The sequence below is a fragment of the Ruegeria halocynthiae genome (assembly GCF_900106805.1).
Classification (GTDB): domain Bacteria; phylum Pseudomonadota; class Alphaproteobacteria; order Rhodobacterales; family Rhodobacteraceae; genus Ruegeria; species Ruegeria halocynthiae.
The window spans coordinates 196,501-216,164 of the sequence record NZ_FNNP01000004.1 but is presented as its reverse complement, the minus strand read 5'-3'; the positions used below and the strand labels follow the sequence as shown (position 1 = coordinate 216,164).

Sequence of the window (19,664 nt, the reverse complement as noted above, 5' to 3'; positions counted from 1 at the left end):
CACGCCCCCGCGACCCGGAACTTGCGCAATGGCTTTGGGCTTGTGTCACGAGGCGTCGGGCGGCATTAAGGCCGGAATGGCAAAACAGCTTGGATATCACACGATCCGCGAGATCTTTACCCGGTTTCAGGAGGCTGATCCTGAACCCAAAGGCGAACTGGATCATGTGAACGTCTATACGCTGGTCGTCGCCGTGGCGCTTTCCGCGCAGGCGACAGATGCCGGGGTCAACAAGGCGACGAAAGAACTGTTCAAGATCGCCTATACACCGCAAATGATGCTGGATCTGGGTGAAGAAGGCCTGACTCAGCATATCAAGACCATCGGTTTGTTTCGGCAAAAGGCCAAGAACGTCATCAAACTCAGCCGCATTCTGGTCGATGACTACGACGGCGAAGTGCCCAACTCGCGCGCCGCGCTGCAGTCACTGCCCGGCGTCGGGCGTAAGACAGCCAATGTAGTTCTGAACATGTGGTGGCGCTATCCGGCGCAGGCCGTGGATACACATATTTTCCGCGTCGGCAACCGCACCGGCATCTGCCCCGGCAAACATGTGGACGCAGTTGAACGCGCCATTGAAGATAACATACCCACCGACTTTCAACTCCATGCGCATCACTGGCTGATCCTGCATGGCCGCTATCACTGTAAGGCACGCAAACCGCAGTGCCCCACCTGTATCATCCGCGATCTCTGCGAATTTGAGGACAAGACCCAATGAAGACCTACCAACTGACCGGCATCGGTAATGCTGTTGTGGACGTGATTTCCCAGGCAGATGACAGTTTTCTGGAACTCATGGGCATCGAAAAGGGCATCATGCAGTTGATCGAGCAGGAACGCGGTGAGGTCCTGTATGCCTCGATGGAAGGCCGGGTGCAGACGCCCGGTGGCTCAGTTGCAAATACCATCGCCGGAGCGGGCGCGCTGGGGTTGGACGCGGCATTTATCGGGCGGGTACATGATGACGCTTTGGGCCGGTTCTATGCGGATGCGATGTACGAAGACGGCGTCGACTTCGTGAACCCTCCGGTCCCGGGTGGAGAGCTGCCAACGTCGCGTTCGATGATCTTTGTCTCGCCCGATGGAGAGCGGTCGATGAACACTTACCTCGGCATCTCATCCGAACTGTCCTCGGCCGATGTCTCGGAAGAGGTCGCGGGCAAAAGCCAGATCATGTTCCTCGAAGGGTATCTGTTCGACAAAGAAAAAGGAAAAGCGGCGTTCTTGGAGGCCGCACGCAATTGCCACAAAAGCGGCGGCAAGGCGGGTATCGCCATATCCGACCCATTCTGCGTGGAACGCCACCGCGTCGATTTCCTGCTGCTGATCGAGAACGAACTCGATTTTGTTATCGGCAACGAGGCCGAGATCAAATCGCTGTTCGAAACCGACGATCTTGAGGAGGCACTGGCCAAGACCGCAGAAATCTGCCCCTTGGTTGTCTGTACCCGGTCCGGTGACGGCGTGACTGTCCTGAGCGACGGCAAACGCACGGATGTACCGGTGGAAAAAGTTGTTCCTGTAGATGCAACCGGAGCAGGAGATCAGTTCGCCGCCGGATTCCTGTTCGGCATGGCCACCGGTCGCGACTTTGAAACCTGCGCTCGCATTGGCAACGTCTGCGCCCGAGAAGTGATCAGCCATATCGGCCCAAGGCCGGAGGCAAATATGGTTGAATTATTGCGTGAGGCGGGGTTGGTTTGAGCCCGAAGCAGTCATCCATCGTTGCTTGAGCGGGGCGATAAATTGCACATTTGACAACAAGTATTTGCAACCTGCATGCTCCAAATTGAAAATCGCGCCAGAAAGACCAAGGGTATTTTCATGCTTAGAACATCGAACCGAAGTGAAGCAGATAGCTTATTAAGCGGACTTGCTCTTGGGTTTTCTGCCGACCCATTCATGCGTTGGCTGTATCCTGAACCGGGCGATTTTCTTACCAACTTCCCGCGAGTAATGGACTTCTTTGGAGGGCGCGCATTTGAACACGATAGCGCGTTTCGGAACGATGATTTCACTGCTGGCGCACTTTGGCTTCCGCCAAGGATTCACCCAGACGAAGAACAGCTTGTTGCCTGTTTTGAGCAGACGGTAGCACCAGAAAAGCATGATGCGTTGTTTGAAACCTTCGAGCAGATGGACAAATATCATCCTGATGAGGACTGCTGGCATTTAGCTTTTATTGCGGTCGATCCTTATCGCCAAGGAAAGGGGTTAGGTTCCACGCTGCTTGAATCCTGCCTCAGACGTTGTGACGAAGACGGAAGACCTGCTTATTTGGAGTCGACAAACCCCGCAAATCTACCGATGTATAAGCGCTTTGGCTTTCAAGAATTGGGGCTAATCAAAGCCGACCAAGCTCCTCCTCTGTTTCCAATGTTTCGAGCCGCCCAATAGCTATTGATCAAACGGCAGAAATGTCCCGCGCTTCGATGGTTCAAACTGACCCCAGCGAAAGGGAGGTTTGGTTTTAGTTCCTCGTGGCGAGTTTCAACAACCGCGTCGGCGACATCAGCTGCAAGGCAGCGACAATCATGCCGCAGATGCGGCGACTTTCCGCGTTAGCAATAGCCGCAGGTGGAAAAGGCCGGATTGTCCGCATATCTCACAACTCTCAATCAAGCGAGCCGAATTCAGATCGCAACCAAATATCCCCGAAACGCCTCCATCACCTGCTGGTACACATCGCATTTGAAGGGCACGATTTCTTCAACCAGCCGCGAAGGTTTCTGCCATTTCCAGCGGGTAAACTCGGGATGTTGGGTCGCGATGTCGATCTGGTCATCCCGACCAGTAAACCGCATCAGGAACCATTTCTGCTCCTGCCCGCGATAACGACCCTTCCAGATCTTCGGCACGATGTCATGGGGCAGGTCATAGGGCAGCCAGCCGTCCGTTTCGGCGATGATTTCAACCAGATCAGCAGTCACCCCGGTTTCTTCCCAAAGCTCGCGCAAAGCCGCATCGCGCGGGTCTTCACCCTGATCCACGCCACCCTGCGGCATCTGCCAGGCATCCTTGTGGCGGTCATTGCGTTGACCGACAAAGATTTTACCCTCGGCATTCATAAGCATCAGCCCCACGCAAGGGCGATAGGGCAGTTTGGCGATATCTTCAGGGGTCATGCGCGGCCTCATCAACAAGTTCAGCTGCGTCTGTAACAAGCGACGCAACGAAGGCAAAGGGAATGACGTTAGGTTTCGCGTGACAAAGATGACGTGAACGTCAATCTGGCGAACAAATTCGGGAGGGAGAGTTCGCGATGACTGCGTACCCAAACATGCTGGCCCCGCTAGATCTGGGCTTTACCACTCTGAAAAACCGCGTGCTGATGGGCTCGATGCATACCGGGCTGGAAGAGACCGGCGACTGGAATCGCGTGGCCGAGTTCTATGCCGACCGGGCACGCGGCGGTGTGGCGCTGATGGTTACGGGCGGGATTGGTCCGAACCTTGAGGGCTCGGTGCTGCCTGGGGCGTCGATGATGACCAACGACAAAGAAGTGGCGAACCATTCCATCGTCACCCAGCGTGTGCACGAGGCAGGTGGCAAGATCGCGATGCAGATCCTGCATGCGGGGCGTTATGCCTATGGCCCCAAATGCGTGGCACCGAGCCCGGTGAAATCGCCGATTTCCCCGTTCCCACCGCATGAACTGGACGAAGAAGGCATCGAGAAGCAGATCAGCGATATCGTCAACGCAGCACGGCTGGCCCAGAAAGCGGGCTATGACGGGGTCGAGATCATGGGGTCCGAGGGGTATTTCCTGAACCAGTTCCTCGTGACCCATACCAACAAACGCACCGACCGCTGGGGTGGATCCTACGAGAACCGGATGCGCCTGCCTATCGAGGTTGTACGTCGTACACGCGAAGCTGTGGGTCCGAATTTCATCATCATCTACCGCCTGTCTATGATCGATCTGGTGCCTAATGGCTCGACCCATGAGGAAGTGGTGGAGCTGGCACAGCGGATTGAACAGGCCGGGGCCACGATCATCAATACAGGCATCGGCTGGCACGAGGCGCGGATACCGACCATTGCCACCAGCGTTCCCCGCGCGGCCTTTGCGTGGGTCACCAAGAAGTTGATGGGCAAGGTCGGAATCCCGGTGATCACCTCGAACCGGATCAACACACCAGAAGTGGCCGAAGAGGTCCTGTCGACCGGCTGCGCCGATATGGTCTCGATGGCGCGACCGATGCTGGCGGATGCGGATTTCGTCAACAAGGCGATCGCAGGTGAGGCGGCAAAGATCGCGCCCTGCATCGCCTGCAATCAAGCCTGTTTGGATCATACGTTCAGCGGTAAACTGACCTCTTGTCTGGTGAACCCACGCGCCTGCCACGAGACGGAATTGGTGATCACCAAGACCGAGGCGTGGAAAACCGTCGCCATTGTCGGTGCCGGACCTGCGGGTCTGTCCACCGCGATGACCGCCGCCCAGCGCGGTCACGATGTCACCCTGTTTGATCGCGCTGCCGAGATCGGCGGGCAATTGAACCTGGCGAAACAGGTACCGGGGAAAGAGGAATTCTGGGGGCTGGTCGATTGGTACCGCACCATGATGGATGATCTGGGTGTGAAGGTGGAACTGAACCGCGAGGTCGGCGTCGATGACCTGACCGGATATGACGAGGTGGTGATTGCCACAGGTGTCATTCCACGCGACCCGCAGATACAAGGGCAGGAGCGTAACAATGTGCTCAGCTATATCGATGTGCTGCGCGGCAAGGCCGATGTCGGCAAATCAGCCGCCGTGATCGGGGCTGGAGGAATCGGGTTCGATGTCTCTGAATTTCTGCTGGAAGACGGTCACAGCCCGACGACCGATCTGCCTTTGTGGATGAAGGAATGGGGTGTCACAGACCCTGCCGAGCATCGCTCGGGTCTGGCCCCCGAAGGCCCACAGCCCGAGGCACCAGCGCGGCAAATCACGCTGTTGCAACGCAAGGCGCAACGTCATGGCAAGGGATTGGGCAAGACAACCGGCTGGATTCACCGCGCGACGCTGAAAATGAAAGACGTCAATTTCGTCGGCGGCGTGAATTATGAACGCATCGACGACGATGGCCTGCATGTCAGCTTTGGTGAGGAACGCGCCGATCCGACCGTGATCGCGGCAGAGACGATCGTGCTGTGCGCCGGGCAGGTGTCCGAGCGTTCATTGGCGGATGAACTGATTGAACGCGGGATAACGCCTCATGTTATTGGCGGCGCGGATGTCGCGGCCGAATTGGACGCCAAACGGGCGATCAATCAAGGAACGCGACTGGCAGCGACGTTCTGACATTTAAGATCAACTTGAGTTTTCAGAAGCCGCCCCGCAAGGGGCGGTTTTCCTGTGCTGCTTGACTAATTACATACATAAGTACATATATATCTGATGGATCAGAAAACAGAACGCACCCAAACAGGTATTCGAATCGAAAAGCGATTGCTGAAAGTCCTCAAAGGGCTGGCCGAGTCGCTGGACATGACCCTTGGCGATCTGATCGAGGGCATCGCTCTGCACAGCTTTGAGAACAAGCCCGCATTTTCCGAGGAAACACTGGAGAAGATCAAACAGCTCAAGAAAGTCTATGACCTGGATTGGACCGCTGAAGACAGTCACCGTTTCAAGGAGGACAGAGAATGAGTACATTGCGATACGCCGATGTCACCGTCGCGTTTGAGGCACATGCGATCGACGACACAAAATTCGGTCATGCAGAACACGTGCAGGTCGCCTATGATCTGCTGCGCAAGTACGATTTCATTGATGCAGCAGCGACTTATGCCAAGGGAATCCGGGCATTGGCTGCCAGTGCAGGTGCCCCGGACAAGTTCAATCTGACAATCACCTACGCTTTCATGAGCCTGATAGCAGAGCGCCTTGCCATGACCCAAGCCGATGATTTTGAAAGCTTCGCGCGGGACAATGAGGACCTGATGGTCAAGGCAGTGCTCAACCAATGGTATACTACCGAGCGTCTAAACTCACAGCTTGCCCGCGGCATATTTCTGCTACCCACAGCCGCATAGACGCGGTTTTTGGGTTACTCCACGGTGATCGTGATCACCTCGGACATAATCGGAGTCGCATGGGGCACATGACCCGCATCGCCCAGCACCAGTTGCAGCGTGTGCTCTCCCGGAGCAAGATCCAGCGCCACCTCGGTCTGGCCGCCTCCAAAATGCATATGATTATCGTCAGCAGGCAGGCCAAAAGCCAGTTCATCCGCTCCGTCCTCTCCCTGCCCCAGCGGCGGGCGATCAATCAGAAGGTGATGGTGGCCCGTATTTTCATTCTCGATTCCAGCAGGGGCCACACCCATGCCACTGAGGCCAAAGACAACGGTGACCGGCGATTGCACGGTATCCCCATCAGACAGATTCACGAAATAGACCGTCGCATCGGGATTTGAGGGCGTTTCCCCTCCGGCCCAGACAAGACTGGCGGACAGGCACAGGGCGGCAACTGAGAAAAGGGCTTTCATGATCTCCTCCTTGGTCACAAAAATGCCATTCTCATCATAGCACGATTGGAAATAAGTCCAGAAATCGGGGTTATGCACCGGCTGGTTCGGGCTGCGGCGTTGCGATCCCGGCGTTTCCCAGTCGCAAACGATCCGATTCAAAACCCTGATATTATCCCATGTCTGCCCCGTTCTTGCCCAGATTGATCGCGATAAAGAGACAACGAACAGAAGACCTGGGGAACGAGAATGGATCGACTGACCGAAATGGAGGCCTTTTCCAACGTGGTGGACCAAGGTGGTTTCACCGACGCGGCCAAGAAGATGGGCATCTCCAAATCAGCCGTGTCCAAGCACGTCTCAAGCCTTGAGGCGCGGCTGGGGGCAAGGCTGCTGAACCGGACCACGCGCCGGGTATCGCCGACCGAGATCGGACTGGCCTATTACGACCGCGCGCGCCGCGTTTTGAACGACGCGGGCGAGGCGGATGCGCTTGTGACCTCGATGCAATCCGATCCCTCTGGTCTGCTGCGGATCAGTGTCGCGACGGATTTCGGTGTCAATCATCTGTCGCCAGTACTGTCTGATTTCCTGTCCGTCTATCCAGACATCACCGTGAACATGGTGCTGAACAACCGTTATGTAGAACTGATTTCAGAAGGTTTCGACGTGGCCGTGCGTATTGGTGAGCTGGAAGACAGCACACTGCGCGCCCGTAAGCTGACCGAAACCGTCAAGCGTATGGTTGCGGCCCCCAGTTACATTGAACAGTTTGGTCGCCCCCAGAAGATCGACGATCTGAACGAACACAAGCTGCTGCATTATTCAAGCCAATCCTCGGGCAGCGTGTGGAAACTGACGGCACCATCGGGTGAAAAACGTCAGGTCCGCACGGCTGGCTGGCTGAGTGTGAATGACGGACAATCCCTGCTAAACGCCGCCATCTCGGGGCTGGGGATCGCGCATCTGCCCAGTTATCTCTATGCTGACGCGCTGAAGTCAGGCGAAGTGGTGGATGCAATGCCATCGCTACCCGATGAAGTTCAGGGCGTCTATGCCGTGTATCCGCCGGGCCGGTTCACCCAGCCCAAAGTGCGGGCGTTCATTGACTTTCTGGTCGATTCCTTTGCCGAGAAGGGCCCGATGGATTGGTAAATCTCTCCCAGAGAACTTAAACGGCCCGTACTGAATTGTGCGGGTCTTTTTTTATGTGCTGATAGCGATCCGGCGCAATTTGTCGCGACCATTAGGCTGGACAAGTTATTTCTCTGCCGGTGACACAGCCCGCTGATAGAGATGCCATGTGGTGTGACCCAGGATCGGCAGGGTGAAGATCAGTCCCAGAAATGCCGGAATCATAGACAGCAGCATGGTCACCGAGATGATAGCGGCCCAACTGAGCATGACCACCGGGTTTTGTGTGACGACACGAATGGACGTGAGCATGGCGGACACGAAATTGGTTTCCCAATCGAGCAGCATGGGCATGGCGACGACAGTTACCGAGAACAAAACAGTCGACAGGATGGCGCCGACGCAAGTGCCAATCGCAAGGAAGGTCCAGCCCTGCGGTGTAAAAAACACGGTGTTCAAGAAGCTGTCAAAATTCGAAAACGATGCATTCTGCAAGGTAATCGCCAGCCAAAGCCGGATCTGGTAGGTCCATATCCAGAATATGAACAGGGTGACAAAGGCCATCCAGCCCATTTCGCGCTTTCGCTGATTGGCCATGACGGCAAGAATTTCAGACCAGCCGAAGCTCTCGCCGCTCTGTAATCGGCGAGACATTTCATAGAGCCCGGCTGCGGCGAACGGTGCAACCAGCGGAAAACCAACAGCGGCGGGAATGATCATCCAGATCTTGCCGAGCCAGATCAGACACCAGACAAACAGAATCCCGAAAACCGCATAGAACAGACCGAAGAAGCCACTCATGACGGGGCGCGCCAGAAAGTCGGAAAACCCGGCCTTCAGCGATGCGGTGATATCCGCCGTTGTCAGATTATTCACTTCGGGCATGGCCTGCTGCTGCGGTGTATGATTGTCCGGTGGTGGTGAACCTGCGGCCTTGGATGTCATGACACACTCCTCCGCAAGCAAGTTTGCATCATGGCGAGGCATAAGAGCAAGGGAAGGCGGCCGGCCGCTGTATCTGCGGTGGGTCAATTGACCAGCAGTACGGCTTCGACCCGGCGATTGATATCCCGACCCTCGGGCGTGGCATTAGAAGTGATCGGGGAAAGATATCCCGCACCCTGCGCTTCAACCCGGTCAGAGGCGATGCCATGTGCTTCGATCAGGCGGGTGCGGACCGCCTCGGCCCGTTTGGTGCTGACCGCAATATTGGCCTGCAGATCACCAGTATCATCGGTATGCCCAACCAATGCCAACCGCGTTCCTGGATTTTCAGAGAGATACCCCGCCAACAAATTCAGAGAGGCAAAGGGCCCCTCGCCCAGCGCCACCTCGCCCGTACGGAAATGCAGATCGTCAAGGATGACATGGCCGTCGCGGGTCAGGTTGCTCAGCAGGCCCGCGGCACCGTCACCGGTCTCCTCGATCACTATAGGCGGTGCGGATTGAGTTCCCACCGGAGTAACGCGGATCATCTGTACGTAGCCATCTGGGGGATTGCGGCTGACAAGCAAGCTCAGCACGTCATCGCCACGGGTTGCAGTGAGGAACCGATAGTCATGGATCGCCACATACATATCGGGCGTTGGCACAACTTCGGTACCGAAGCGGAAATCGAAGCCGCCACAAGTCCGCGCCTCGCATTCAAAGGTGATGTCAAATCCCTGCGCCTGCAACTGATCCCGCAGCGGTGCCAAAATTTGCAGCGTTGTGCTGGACCCGGCCTGCAACCGCCATGTAAGCCGCTCAACGCGTCCTTCGACAATGCGGGATGGCACCGCGCCATCAGTGAACACTCCGGTTGGCAGGTCGTAGCTGTCCAACGCACTGGTGCGGTCAGAGATCTGCCGGGCGCTGGCGGGCAGCGTCAATTCCTGCGCATGTGCAGGCACAGCCAGAAGAAGGACAAGGAGCAGAAAACGGATCATCGGAATTGGGCGTGATACTCGGGGTTCGGGACCATCGCCGTGGCACTGGCGACGCGATTGGTCATATTGAAGAAACCGGTGACATTGGCGATGTCCCAGACATCACGATCCGAGAACCCGGCATCGCGTAACTGCTGACGATCAGGTTCCTCGATCGTCGTACTGGCTGTGGTCATCTTGGCGGCAAAATCCAGCATGGCACGCTGGCGGTCGTCCAGTTTGGCGACGCGGTAGTTCATGACCAGCATTTCTCCTAGATGTGGATCGCCCGAAAGCTGTCGCACCGCCGCACCGTGGGCCACGAGGCAGTAGAAGCACTTGTTGATCGAGGAAACCACGACCGCGATCATCTCACGTTCCAGTTTCGACAGCCCGCTCTCGGCCAGCATCAGATCGTTATACATCGCCGTAAAGGCGTTCAGCTTTTCAACATCAAAGGCATAGGCCCGCAGCACATTGGGCACCATGCCCAGCTTTTCGATGCAGATATCAAAATATTTCTGCGTCTCCGGCGGCAGCGGGTCCACCATCGGCAGGTTCAGGGCGGTGGGCATGTCCTGTTTGGTCAATTCGCTCTCCTCAGACGCGCTGGCGGTAGTGATATTCTCCGACGATCTCCATCCCCAGCGAGTGGTAGAGGCCATTGGCCCCCGCATTCGCCTTGGTACAGATCACGCTAAGCGTCTCAGCGCCATTGTCCAGCGCCCAAAAGGCCGCGGCGCGCATGGCCCAGACACCCATGCCCTTGCGGCGGTGATCCGGCAGAATTTCCAGCGCGTGCACCATCGCGATACCGTCATGGATTGCCACAAAGCCGGTGCCTGCCGGTTGATCGGTATGGCGCATCAACAGGCCCGTTTTTAGCCCTTTTGCCCGCCGCATGACCGCAAGCCGCTCCGGGCCAATACCGCCTTGTGCCCAGATTTCGCGCATGATGGCCAGCGGTTCCCAAATGTCGAACACGGTGACGCGCGGGATCGGAGTATCCGTCAGCTGCCGCGCCGGGCAGGAGTAAATATTGACCGGATCGAGGATATCATAACCTCGTTCGGCAAGCATCGCGTCCAGCGCTTCATCCCCGGGACGCAGGCAGAAGATACGTTTCTGGCCCATCGCCTGCATGGCAGCCTCGGCGGCGTCGACATCAGCATCAGTCACGTCCCCGATGCGACTGGCTGCCGAGACTCGCGAACCGCCGCCCTGCCCTTGCCGCAACTGGAAAGGCCCCTGTGTCTGATAGGCTGCCGCAGGCCATGTGCCATCAACAATTGCGGCCCAATCGACGCTCAAAGCTCGATCTCTTTCGCGAGGCGTATCATGGCGGCGTCGATCCGCCCGCCATCCGTGCCACGGACAACCACGTTCGCCCCGAACACACCATTGGTTTGAAACGGATAGCAGCCGATGGACAGGTCTCCGAAATCCTCGGCAAGCGCGGCCAAGGTCGCTGCGATATCGCCCTCACCCCGGTCGACACGCAGTGTCTGCGACAAAAGCGGGCGGCCACCGGTGAGCGAGGGCAGAACACTCGCAACCATCGCCTGAAAGACCAAGGGCACACCGGCCATGACATGCACGTTCCCGATAGTGAAGCCGGGCGCGGTCGAGACCGGATTGTCGATCAGTTCAGCCCCGTCCGGGATGCGCGCCATGCGCAGGCGGGCGTCATTCAGTTCCAACCCGGATTTTTCGTAATGGACCTCAAGCAGCGCTCGAGCGTCGGCCCGCACGTCGATATGCGCCCCAAAGGCGCGGGCGATGCAATCGGCGGTGATATCGTCATGGGTTGGCCCGATGCCACCGCTGGTGAAAACATGGTCATGAGTATCCGACAGCGCCTTGACCGCCGCCTCGATCGCCGGGGCGTCGTCGCTGACAATGCGCACCTCGTTCAGGTCGATACCCTGCTTGGTTAGTTCACCAGCCAGATAATGCATGTTGGCATCGCGGGTGCGGCCCGAGAGGATCTCATCCCCGATCACCAACATTGCAGCAGTTGGATTGGCCATGGCGCGCCCTCCCTCTTGATCGACCGTTAGGGCAGGTATAGGCCCTTGGCCATGCGATTTGAAACCCCCCTTGTCCCCGCCCGCCTGATCCGCCGCTACAAACGCTTTCTGGCCGATTGCAGGCTGGAAGACGGGCAAGAGGTGACAGCCCATTGCGCCAATCCTGGCTCGATGATGGGTTTGGCCGAACCGGGTGAGAAGATCTGGCTGGAGCCGAATGATGACCCGAAGAAAAAACTGAAATACGGCTGGCGGCTGGTCGATCATGAGAACGGACATTTCACTGGGGTCGATACGTCCGTCCCGAACCGGGCCTTGCGGACGGCTTTGAAGGCGCGCGAGTTTCCCGAACTGGCGGCCTATGAAACCATCCGCCCCGAGGTCAAATACGGCGAAAACAGCCGCATCGATTTCCTGCTGACTCAGCCGGGCCTGCCCGATGCCTATGTTGAGGTCAAAAGCGTGACCCTTTCGCGCGAACCCGGTCTGGCCGAGTTCCCCGACAGTGTGACCGCGCGAGGCACCAAGCATCTGGGCGAACTGGCCAAGATGGCAGCGCAAGGACACCGGGCGATCTTGCTTTATCTGGTGCAGCGCACAGATTGTGATCGGTTCACGCTGGCTGCGGATATTGATCCAACTTATGCGGCGTCGTTTGAGGTGGCGCAGGCATCGGGTGTTGAGCGGATGATCTGCGGAACCCGAATCTCCCCAACAGGTGTGTGGGCTGATCCGATGCGATTCTCAATTTAGTCTATTGGTATCAAATGTTTAAAAACAATGCCTTACCGGTTCTCCAAATCATAAAATCGCCTCAATTCAACTTAAGGTATAACCTGATAATTGATTATGCAGGCGCAGTCTAAAAAAGAGAATTAACATGCGGGTAGTTGCAGGAATTGTATTCACGCTTGGCGCGATATTGATGGTTGGCGCCACATTGTTGGCATTTGACACCTACATGACGGACGAGCGCAAATCGGCAAGCCGTGCAGCGCTGAATGCGCAATTGGATGCAAGTGCAGATCAATATGAGAAACGGCACGAGGATGGATGTGTTCGACGGTGTGGCCGTCAAGGAGCGCTCGCACATTTTATCGTCAATTTGCGGGATGGGATTTTCTTCTCGTTACCCTTTGAGCCAGCCCGAGTCTTCCCTGCGGCAATTCCAGGTTGGACAGAGACCTCGTTCGACATTGGCGCGCTCGAAGAGATGCTGGGTAAACCAGCCAAAAGTGGAGTACACAGCCACACAACAGAGCATCGCGTTCTGTCTGCGCTGAAGCGGGTCACAAAAGAACCCAAATCTGGTGACGTCAGAATCTATCGCAAAGACGGAAGAACAATTGCAATTGGCATAAAAATCTATCGCAAAGGACTTCACGCCGCGAAGGATGGTAAAAAATTCCGGCTCAAGAAAAGCACAGAACACTTCGCCGAGATAGACGGCGTATTGATTCACAAACACAGCCAGTTTTCTTACGATTCCAAAACACGGGACTACACTGCGGTCAAATACCAGAACTTATCGATCTATCTGGACGGGCAAGTAGAAGTAACGATTGTTTCCGACGCGACAAATGAGGAGCTTCAGGCGTTTCTTTCAGAGTTCGATATGAACCCGATCATAGCAGACCTGCCCAAAGCACCCGCCAGTTACTCCCCTGGCAAAGGGGTCATCATATACGAGAGTATTGAACAAGACCAAAGCGATTCCTGAACTGCAAGCCGTCATCTACGGCAGCCAAAATCAGTCAGAAATCCACGCTACGCTTGAACAAGCGTTATTGAATGCCATTTCAGCGTTCACGCTACCCCGCACCCTCTGGTACTTTCTGCACAAGCAGCGTAAAAGAAGTGCTGCGCGAAATATTTGGAGTCCCGCACCGATGAAAGAACATCGTGGCCGTCTGACGAAGGACGGTATCCGCATCTATGAACAGAGTGACTTTGCCGGGATGCACGCGGCAGGGGCACTGGCTGCACGGATATTGGATGACATGGCAGAGCATGTCTTTGTCGGTCAGACCACAGGTGCGATTGACGGGCTGATCACTCAGATGGTTGAGGATGCGGGCGCGACCTCGGCGACGATCGGCTACAAGGGCTATCAGCACGCAAGCTGCATCAGCGTGAATCACGTGGTTTGCCACGGCATTCCCGGCGACAAAAAGCTGAAGGATGGCGATATCCTGAATATCGACGTTACCGTCATCGTCGATGGCTGGTACGGCGATACCTCACGCATGTATGTGGCCGGGAAACTACCGCGCAAGGCCGAACGCCTGATTCAGGTCACCCATGATGCGCTGTTCAAAGGTATTGAAATGGTCAAGCCGGGCAATACGTTCGGGGATATCGGCCACGCCATTCAGGCCTATGTCGAGGCACAGCGGATGAGCGTCGTGCGCGATTTCTGCGGCCACGGTCTGGGCCGGGTATTCCACGCGCCGCCGAACGTTTTGCACTATGGCCGTCCGGGTACAGGTGCGGTTCTGGAAGAAGGCATGATCTTCACCATCGAACCGATGGTCAATCTGGGCCGCCCCGAGACCAAGACACTGGCAGATGACTGGACCGCCGTAACCCGCGATAAATCGCTGTCGGCGCAGTTTGAACACTCGGTGGGTGTCACCGCAGATGGGGTTGAGATTTTCACCCTGTCACCGGGCGGTAAGTATCATCCGACCTATTCGTCCTGATCGGTGGCCTGATCACGCAACAGCTTCAGCAGTAAAGTCTCATCCCGCCATGGGATGACGGCATCGTGGATGAAAACCGGCGCGTGCATTGGCTTTGGCGGCGGCCCGGTAGTGGCGTCGCCATCTTGTGAAAAAGCCCAGAGCAGAGGTGTGATCGCGCGGTCCATGCCCGAACCTTAGCATGGTTCCGGGTCAAAGTCCCAAAAGTCCGGGTACATGTGACATGTCTGAAAAGACCTCGGCCCCAAGCGCAGACAGCCCCGCCCCGTCATCATGGGCGGCGTAGCCAAGACACCGCATGTTGGCGCGAATAGCGGCGGTAACACCGCTTGCACTGTCTTCGACAACAACCGGGGATTGGGCGCCAAAGAACTGAGAGGCGGTCAGAAACAGCGTGGGATCGGGTTTTGCCACACCCAGCACATGGGCCGAGAACATCACGTCTTTGAACCGTTCCCAAAGCCCATTCTGGCCCAACGTGATCTGCATTTTCTCAGGCCGGCCGTTCGAGGCAACACAAAATGGAATGCCATTTGCGTCCAGTTTCGCCAGCAATTCGCGGACACCTGAAACAAGCGGTGTGCCAGCCTTCAGAACTTCGTAGATTTCTTCGTATATTTCTTCGGTCCAATCCTCCGGCAGATCGGCACCTAGGCTACGTGCCTTGTCGCGGACTCCTGTCATGGTGCCGCCGACAAAGAACCCGAAGCTGTCTTCCAGCGTCAGTTTCAGCCCGTAGCGGGCAAGATTGTCGATCATCACCTGATTGGACAGCAACTCACTGTCGACCAGAACACCATCGCAGTCGAAGATCACCAGATCATGCATTCAGGCTGCCCTCCACATCAACGAGACATGCGTATCACCATATTTTCGCGTGTCATGCAGCGCGAACCCTTCAGGTGCCGTCATGGGGGCATTTTCTTCCCACACAATCAGCGCGTCGTCAGCCAGCCAGCCGCCTTGCGTGGCCGCAGCCAGCGCCTTTTGCCCCAGCGCTTTGCCATAGGGTGGGTCGAGGAATACCAGATCACAGGCCGCCCCCGGGTTTTCGCCCAACCTAGCTGCATCGCGGCGGATCAGCGTGGTTTGCGCATGACTTCCGGTCAGGTCGATATTCTTACGAATCAGACCCTGCGCAACCCGTCCGTCATCGACAAAGGTGACATGCGCCGCACCGCGCGAGAGCGCCTCGAGCCCCAAGGCACCAGTGCCCGCAAACAGGTCAAGTATGCGCAGATCACCAAAGTCGATCTGATGACCGAGAACGTTGAACAGGCTTTCGCGCACGCGGTCCGTGGTTGGCCGCAGATGCGCACCAGCATCGCCTTTGCCGACCGAAGTCAGGGCACGGCCCCGAAAGTCTCCGGCGATGATCCTCACGCCTTGAGCAGCGGTTTCAGGTCCGCTTGCGCGTCCGCCACTACGGCAGGATCAGCGGTCTTACCCGAATCGATCAGACGCTTGCCGACCATATAGGCGCGGGGATCATTCATTGCGTCCACGGCAATCAGCTGATCGCCCTTGTAATACCAGAAAGACACCGTTGCGCCCTCACCCTTGCGGGTCACGACGCGATCATAGCCGGTGTTCAGCCCCGCGATTTGCAGCTTGACGTCATACTGATCCGACCAGAACCAAGGGGTCGCGACGTAATCCCTGGCCGCGCCCAACATGTTCTGGGCTACGATCTCAGCCTGATCGATGGCGTTTGGCACGCTTTCCAAACGGATACGCCCACCAGCATGTGGGAAGGACGCACAATCGCCTGCGGCCCAGATCGAGGGGTCCGAGGTGCGGCCATGGGCGTCAGTTTTGATGCCGTTGTCCAGCTCCAACCCTGCGATTTCAGCCAGTCGGGTCGACGGCGCGATGCCGACACCGACCACAACGAAATCCACCTCAAGCGCGGTGCCATCCGTCAGAATGGCGCCTGTCACGGTGCCGTCTTCGCCCACCAATCGATCCAGCCCTACACCCTCGCGGATATCGGCCCCGTATGCGCTGTGCAGCGCGCGGAAATAGTCGCTGGTTTCTGGCGCGGCGACCCGTTGAAGGATGCGTTCGGCCATTTCGACCAGTGTCACCTTGACCCCGCGCTTGGCGCAGACCGCTGCGGCTTCGAGACCGATATAGCCACCGCCGACGATCAGTGCACGCGCACCGTCTTTCACACGGGGCTCCATCTGGTCGATATGGGCCAGATCGCGCACCACGTGAACGCCTTCAAGGTCGCCCCCGATCGCAAAAGGAAGGTGACGCGGGTCCGAACCGGTAGTCAGTGCCAGTTCGTCATAGGCGATAATCTCATCCCCCACTGTCACCGTCTTTGCCTTGGGATCAATCCCGGTCACACGCTGATCCAGGCGCAGGGAGATGTCGTTCTCTGAATAAAAGCTTTCGGGCCTCAGAAACAGGCGTTCTAGCTCCATCTCACCCAACAGATAGGCCTTGGACAAAGGCGGGCGCTGATAGGGTAGATGCGGTTCGGCGCCGATCAAAGTGATGTCACCGGCGAACCCGTCCTTGCGCAAGCGCGCCACCAGCGAGGCGCCCGCCTGACCCGCACCAATCACGACAATATGGCTCATGTCTCGCCCACCTTGCAGAATTTCCATGGTCACTTTGTTTCGACCACCTATATTGCGGCAAAGCCCGACTCTGCAAATCCAAATGACAGGAGCGTAAAAATGATTGCAACAGGTGACATGCTGCCCGAGGCCACTCTGATCCAAATGGGTGCGGACGGCCCGGAAGACGTTCGGATTTTAGACAGGACAAAGGACCGCAAAGTGGTGATTTTTGCGGTGCCCGGCGCATTTACAGGGACCTGCACAACCGCGCATGTCCCAAGCTTCATGCGGACCAAAGACCAGTTTGATGCCAAGGGTGTGGACGAGATTATCTGTATCTCGGTCAACGACCCCTTTGTGATGAACGCTTGGGGTGAGAGCACCGGCGCGACCGAGGCCGGGTTAACCATGCTGGCCGATGCTGCATCCGAGTTCACCAAAGCCATCGGCATGGATTTTGACGCGCCTCCGGTTGGTCTGCTGGCACGTTCAAAGCGCTATGCGATGCTGGTCGAGGATGGCAAGGTTGTCGCGCTGAATCTCGAGGTGAGCCCCGGCGCCTGCGAGATTTCGGCCGGTGAGGGTTTGCTGGACGTGATCTGACCCACTGGGCCCCGGCATAGCCGGGGCCAGATGAAGCGCAATTAACTTGATGCAACGCCCCGATGTGCCAATACTTGGCTCACATAACCCGGGAGTTCATTGATGCGACTAAAATTTCTTACTTTGTTTCTTGGTAGCGCCGGTGCGCTTGCGGCCTGCGGCCCCGCGCCCACGCCTCAGCAGCAGGCGGCGCGGCAACACGAGATCGCCTGCCTCAGCGGCACATTGGGCGGTGCCCTGATCGGCGGGGTCATTGGCAACCAGTTCGGCGGCGGATCAGGTAAGGCCATTCTGACTGCAGCCGGTGCCGCTGCGGGTGGTGTGTCGGGCGAACGGTACGCGTGCTGAGGAGGTTGGGCATGAAACGGATATTGATACTTGGTACAACCATGTTGTTGACTGGCACCGCATTCGCCGAGAGCGTCTCGGAATTGCACGAAGCCGAGCTGAACAATATCGACAAGAACAATGATGGCTTCCTGTCGAAGGATGAGTTTAACGCATTTTCAGACTATGCCTTTCAGGCAATGGATGACGACAAGAACGGTACGTTAGGGCAAAGCGAAGCCAAGCCGTTTCTGGATATCAAACAGTTTCAGTCTGCCGACCGGAATCAGGACAATCTGATCTCGCGTGCGGAATACGATGCACAGATGGGCAGCGATTTTGAGGCTGCTGATCAGGATGGGAATGGTCAACTGGACTAAAGCCCGAACCGGCAAACAGGGCGTTCAGACCTCACGCGGCAGATCATGCAGAAATCGCCAGAAGGCTGTCCATCTTACGGGCCAGCTTGGCGTCCTGTGCGGACAGGCCGCCAACATCATGGGTCGACAACACCACCTCGACGGTACGATAGACATTCGACCATTCGGGGTGGTGGTTCCATTTCTCAGCCCAGATCGCAACCTGGGTCATCCAGCCGAAGGCGGCGACAAAATTGTCGAAAATGAAGGTCTTGGTGATCGCATCTCGGTCCTCGACCATGGTCCAGCCATTTCTGAACAGCGGGTCCAGCAGCGGGCCGCGGGTCTCGGTCGACAAAAGTTCGGTCATTGCTGTTCCTCCGGGTTCGATTTCCTGAACGGGCCATAATCCGTCAAGATCTCGATCTCTTCTCCCACTGCGTGGGACTCGGCGTCCAGATATTTCTGAACCGCATCAGCAAAACCCGGATCGCCAACCCAATGCAAGCTATGCGTGCGCGTCGGCAGATAACCGCGCGCCAGCTTGTGCTCGCCCTGCGCGCCAGCCTCAACCCGGGCCAGTCCTTTCGCAATGGCAAAGTCGATCGCCCTATAATAGCACAGTTCGAAATGCAGACAGGGATGGTGCTCCATGCAGCCCCAATAGCGGCCATAGAGCGTTTCCCGCCCAATGAAATTCAGCGCCCCGGCAATTGGGTACCCATTGCGTTCGGCCAATACCAAAGCCATGTCATCAGCCATGGTTTCCTGAGCGATATCAAAGAATTGTCGGGTCAGATAGGGCGCGCCCCATTTGCGCGCGCCGGTATCCTGATAGAACCGCCAGAACGAATCCCAGTGCTCGGGTCGCAGATCGTCGCCGGTGATTGTGCGAACTTGCCCACCAAAATCGCAGGCTTGCGCGCGTTCTTTTCTGATGTTTTTGCGCTTACGCGACGAAAGCGCGGCCAGAAAGCCGTCAAAGTCGGTGTAGTCGTCATTCAGCCAATGAAATTGCTGCGAGTGTCGGACCATCAGGCCCATCTGCTCACCCGCCAGTGCCTCAGCCTCGGTGCAGAAGGTCGCGTGCAGGGATGAGATGCGATTTTCGGCGGCGAGCTGCACCGCGCCTTGAACCAGCGCCGAGATGCCGATTGCATCATACCCGGGCCGCACCAGAAAGCGCCGCCCGGTGGCGGGCGTGAATGGCGCAGCGATCTGCAGCTTGGGATAATATCGCCCGCCTGCGCTTTCGTACGCGTGGGCCCAGCTGTGATCAAAGATATACTCGCCCTGCGAATGCGACTTGGCATACATCGGAGCCGCTCCGATCAGCATACCGTCCAGATAGGCCGTCAGATATTGCGGCTGCCAGCCGGTACCCCGTCCGACAGAACCGCTGTCCTCTAAGGCCAGCAGAAACCGATGGGTTGTGAACGGATCAAGCGGACGTCCACCATCAGCAGCCTCGGGGCAGGCGCAGCTATCCCAATCGCTCGCTGAAATTTGCGAGAGCGATGTCAGAACTCTAACCTCGATCTGTGCCTGATCCATGTACCCTCCGCGCT

The 19,664-nt window shown here is 57.1% G+C and carries 26 protein-coding genes; 13 read left to right on the top strand and 13 right to left on the bottom strand.

Annotated elements, in window-relative coordinates; all coding sequences use genetic code 11:
• Positions 1-76: 76 nt before the first annotated feature.
• The 3 genes from nth (at position 77) to BLU89_RS13375 (ending at position 2,400) form a co-directional block, all read left to right on the top strand.
• Positions 77-721 carry an endonuclease III gene (gene nth / locus BLU89_RS13385; RefSeq protein ID WP_074737397.1) on the top strand — a complete coding sequence of 215 codons (645 nt, stop codon included), beginning with the start codon at positions 77-79 and terminating at the stop codon, positions 719-721.
• Positions 718-1,707, top strand: a complete 990-nt coding sequence (locus BLU89_RS13380; protein WP_074737333.1) for an adenosine kinase — start codon at positions 718-720, stop codon at positions 1,705-1,707. The genes nth and BLU89_RS13380 overlap by 4 nt, the downstream gene beginning before the upstream one ends.
• A gap of 75 nt (positions 1,708-1,782) precedes the next feature.
• Positions 1,783-2,400, top strand: coding sequence for a GNAT family N-acetyltransferase (locus tag BLU89_RS13375; protein ID WP_083347755.1), 618 nt, complete (start codon positions 1,783-1,785; stop codon positions 2,398-2,400).
• 236 nt (positions 2,401-2,636) lie between these two features.
• On the opposite strand, the gene BLU89_RS13370 is transcribed toward BLU89_RS13375, so the two are convergent.
• A complete protein-coding gene (locus tag BLU89_RS13370; protein ID WP_074737332.1) occupies positions 2,637-3,128 on the bottom strand; it encodes an RNA pyrophosphohydrolase in 492 nt (163 codons plus the stop codon).
• Between the two features lie 137 nt (positions 3,129-3,265).
• Here BLU89_RS13370 and BLU89_RS13365 point away from each other — a divergent pair, with 137 nt between their 5' ends.
• The 3 genes from BLU89_RS13365 (at position 3,266) to BLU89_RS13355 (ending at position 6,027) form a co-directional block, all read left to right on the top strand.
• Positions 3,266-5,293 carry an NADPH-dependent 2,4-dienoyl-CoA reductase gene (locus BLU89_RS13365; RefSeq protein WP_074737331.1) on the top strand — a complete coding sequence of 676 codons (2,028 nt, stop codon included), beginning with the start codon at positions 3,266-3,268 and terminating at the stop codon, positions 5,291-5,293.
• Between the two features lie 96 nt (positions 5,294-5,389).
• Positions 5,390-5,641 carry a hypothetical protein gene (locus tag BLU89_RS13360; protein ID WP_074737330.1) on the top strand — a complete coding sequence of 84 codons (252 nt, stop codon included), beginning with the start codon at positions 5,390-5,392 and terminating at the stop codon, positions 5,639-5,641.
• Positions 5,638-6,027 (top strand): hypothetical protein, encoded by a 390-nt coding sequence (locus BLU89_RS13355; RefSeq protein WP_074737329.1) that lies wholly within the window; start codon positions 5,638-5,640, stop codon positions 6,025-6,027. Before BLU89_RS13360 ends, BLU89_RS13355 begins: the two co-directional genes overlap by 4 nt.
• A gap of 14 nt (positions 6,028-6,041) precedes the next feature.
• Here BLU89_RS13355 and BLU89_RS13350 read toward each other — a convergent pair whose 3' ends face one another.
• Positions 6,042-6,482, bottom strand: coding sequence for a DUF4399 domain-containing protein (locus BLU89_RS13350; RefSeq protein WP_074737395.1), 441 nt, complete (start codon positions 6,480-6,482; stop codon positions 6,042-6,044).
• A 228-nt stretch (positions 6,483-6,710) separates the two neighbouring features.
• Here BLU89_RS13350 and BLU89_RS13345 point away from each other — a divergent pair, with 228 nt between their 5' ends.
• Positions 6,711-7,616 carry a LysR family transcriptional regulator gene (locus BLU89_RS13345; RefSeq protein WP_074737328.1) on the top strand — a complete coding sequence of 302 codons (906 nt, stop codon included), beginning with the start codon at positions 6,711-6,713 and terminating at the stop codon, positions 7,614-7,616.
• 105 nt (positions 7,617-7,721) lie between these two features.
• Here the strand turns inward: BLU89_RS13345 and BLU89_RS13340 are convergent, their stop codons facing one another.
• From BLU89_RS13340 to BLU89_RS13320, 5 genes are all read right to left on the bottom strand, one after another.
• Positions 7,722-8,540: a DUF2189 domain-containing protein gene (locus tag BLU89_RS13340; RefSeq protein WP_074737327.1), complete on the bottom strand. Its 819-nt coding sequence runs from the start codon at positions 8,538-8,540 to the stop codon at positions 7,722-7,724.
• Between the two features lie 83 nt (positions 8,541-8,623).
• Positions 8,624-9,523, bottom strand: coding sequence for an OmpA family protein (locus BLU89_RS13335; protein ID WP_074737326.1), 900 nt, complete (start codon positions 9,521-9,523; stop codon positions 8,624-8,626).
• A complete protein-coding gene (locus tag BLU89_RS13330; protein ID WP_176797706.1) occupies positions 9,520-10,092 on the bottom strand; it encodes a peroxidase-related enzyme in 573 nt (190 codons plus the stop codon). Before BLU89_RS13330 ends, BLU89_RS13335 begins: the two co-directional genes overlap by 4 nt.
• Before the next feature lie 10 nt (positions 10,093-10,102).
• A complete protein-coding gene (locus BLU89_RS13325; RefSeq protein WP_074737324.1) occupies positions 10,103-10,813 on the bottom strand; it encodes a GNAT family N-acetyltransferase in 711 nt (236 codons plus the stop codon).
• Positions 10,810-11,532 (bottom strand): competence/damage-inducible protein A, encoded by a 723-nt coding sequence (locus tag BLU89_RS13320; RefSeq protein ID WP_074737323.1) that lies wholly within the window; start codon positions 11,530-11,532, stop codon positions 10,810-10,812. The genes BLU89_RS13325 and BLU89_RS13320 overlap by 4 nt, the downstream gene beginning before the upstream one ends.
• A gap of 51 nt (positions 11,533-11,583) precedes the next feature.
• On the opposite strand from BLU89_RS13320, the gene sfsA reads away from it, so the two are divergent.
• The 3 genes from sfsA (at position 11,584) to map (ending at position 14,234) form a co-directional block, all read left to right on the top strand.
• On the top strand, positions 11,584-12,285 hold the full coding sequence (gene sfsA, locus BLU89_RS13315; RefSeq protein ID WP_074737322.1) for a DNA/RNA nuclease SfsA: 702 nt from the start codon (positions 11,584-11,586) through the stop codon (positions 12,283-12,285).
• Positions 12,286-12,412: 127 nt separating this feature from the next.
• Entirely contained in the window at positions 12,413-13,252 is an 840-nt protein-coding gene (locus BLU89_RS13310; protein ID WP_074737321.1) for a hypothetical protein, read from the top strand.
• Positions 13,253-13,421: 169 nt separating this feature from the next.
• On the top strand, positions 13,422-14,234 hold the full coding sequence (gene map / locus BLU89_RS13305; RefSeq protein WP_074737394.1) for a type I methionyl aminopeptidase: 813 nt from the start codon (positions 13,422-13,424) through the stop codon (positions 14,232-14,234).
• Here the strand turns inward: map and BLU89_RS13300 are convergent.
• From BLU89_RS13300 to BLU89_RS13285, 4 genes are read right to left on the bottom strand one after another with little or no spacing between them, the layout of a single operon-like run.
• Complete coding sequence (locus BLU89_RS13300; RefSeq protein ID WP_074737320.1) at positions 14,222-14,401, bottom strand: hypothetical protein; 180 nt, start codon at positions 14,399-14,401, stop codon at positions 14,222-14,224. The two genes, map and BLU89_RS13300, sit on opposite strands and share 13 nt — an antisense overlap.
• A 25-nt stretch (positions 14,402-14,426) precedes the next feature.
• Positions 14,427-15,062, bottom strand: a complete 636-nt coding sequence (locus tag BLU89_RS13295; protein ID WP_074737319.1) for an HAD family hydrolase — start codon at positions 15,060-15,062, stop codon at positions 14,427-14,429.
• Positions 15,063-15,617, bottom strand: coding sequence for a 16S rRNA (guanine(966)-N(2))-methyltransferase RsmD (gene rsmD, locus BLU89_RS13290; protein ID WP_074737318.1), 555 nt, complete (start codon positions 15,615-15,617; stop codon positions 15,063-15,065). It abuts the gene before it with no gap.
• Entirely contained in the window at positions 15,614-16,825 is a 1,212-nt protein-coding gene (locus tag BLU89_RS13285; RefSeq protein WP_074737317.1) for an NAD(P)/FAD-dependent oxidoreductase, read from the bottom strand. The genes rsmD and BLU89_RS13285 overlap by 4 nt, the downstream gene beginning before the upstream one ends.
• Before the next feature lie 99 nt (positions 16,826-16,924).
• On the opposite strand from BLU89_RS13285, the gene BLU89_RS13280 reads away from it, so the two are divergent.
• From BLU89_RS13280 to BLU89_RS13270, 3 genes are all read left to right on the top strand, one after another.
• Positions 16,925-17,410, top strand: coding sequence for a peroxiredoxin (locus BLU89_RS13280; protein WP_074737316.1), 486 nt, complete (start codon positions 16,925-16,927; stop codon positions 17,408-17,410).
• A gap of 102 nt (positions 17,411-17,512) precedes the next feature.
• Positions 17,513-17,758, top strand: a complete 246-nt coding sequence (locus BLU89_RS13275; RefSeq protein WP_074737315.1) for a glycine zipper 2TM domain-containing protein — start codon at positions 17,513-17,515, stop codon at positions 17,756-17,758.
• An 11-nt stretch (positions 17,759-17,769) separates the two neighbouring features.
• Positions 17,770-18,117: an EF-hand domain-containing protein gene (locus tag BLU89_RS13270; RefSeq protein WP_074737314.1), complete on the top strand. Its 348-nt coding sequence runs from the start codon at positions 17,770-17,772 to the stop codon at positions 18,115-18,117.
• 43 nt (positions 18,118-18,160) lie between these two features.
• Here BLU89_RS13270 and BLU89_RS13265 read toward each other — a convergent pair whose 3' ends face one another.
• Entirely contained in the window at positions 18,161-18,466 is a 306-nt protein-coding gene (locus tag BLU89_RS13265) for a 4a-hydroxytetrahydrobiopterin dehydratase (RefSeq protein ID WP_074737313.1), read from the bottom strand.
• Positions 18,463-19,650 carry a GNAT family N-acetyltransferase gene (locus BLU89_RS13260; protein ID WP_074737312.1) on the bottom strand — a complete coding sequence of 396 codons (1,188 nt, stop codon included), beginning with the start codon at positions 19,648-19,650 and terminating at the stop codon, positions 18,463-18,465. The genes BLU89_RS13265 and BLU89_RS13260 overlap by 4 nt, the downstream gene beginning before the upstream one ends.
• Positions 19,651-19,664 lie beyond the last annotated feature (14 nt).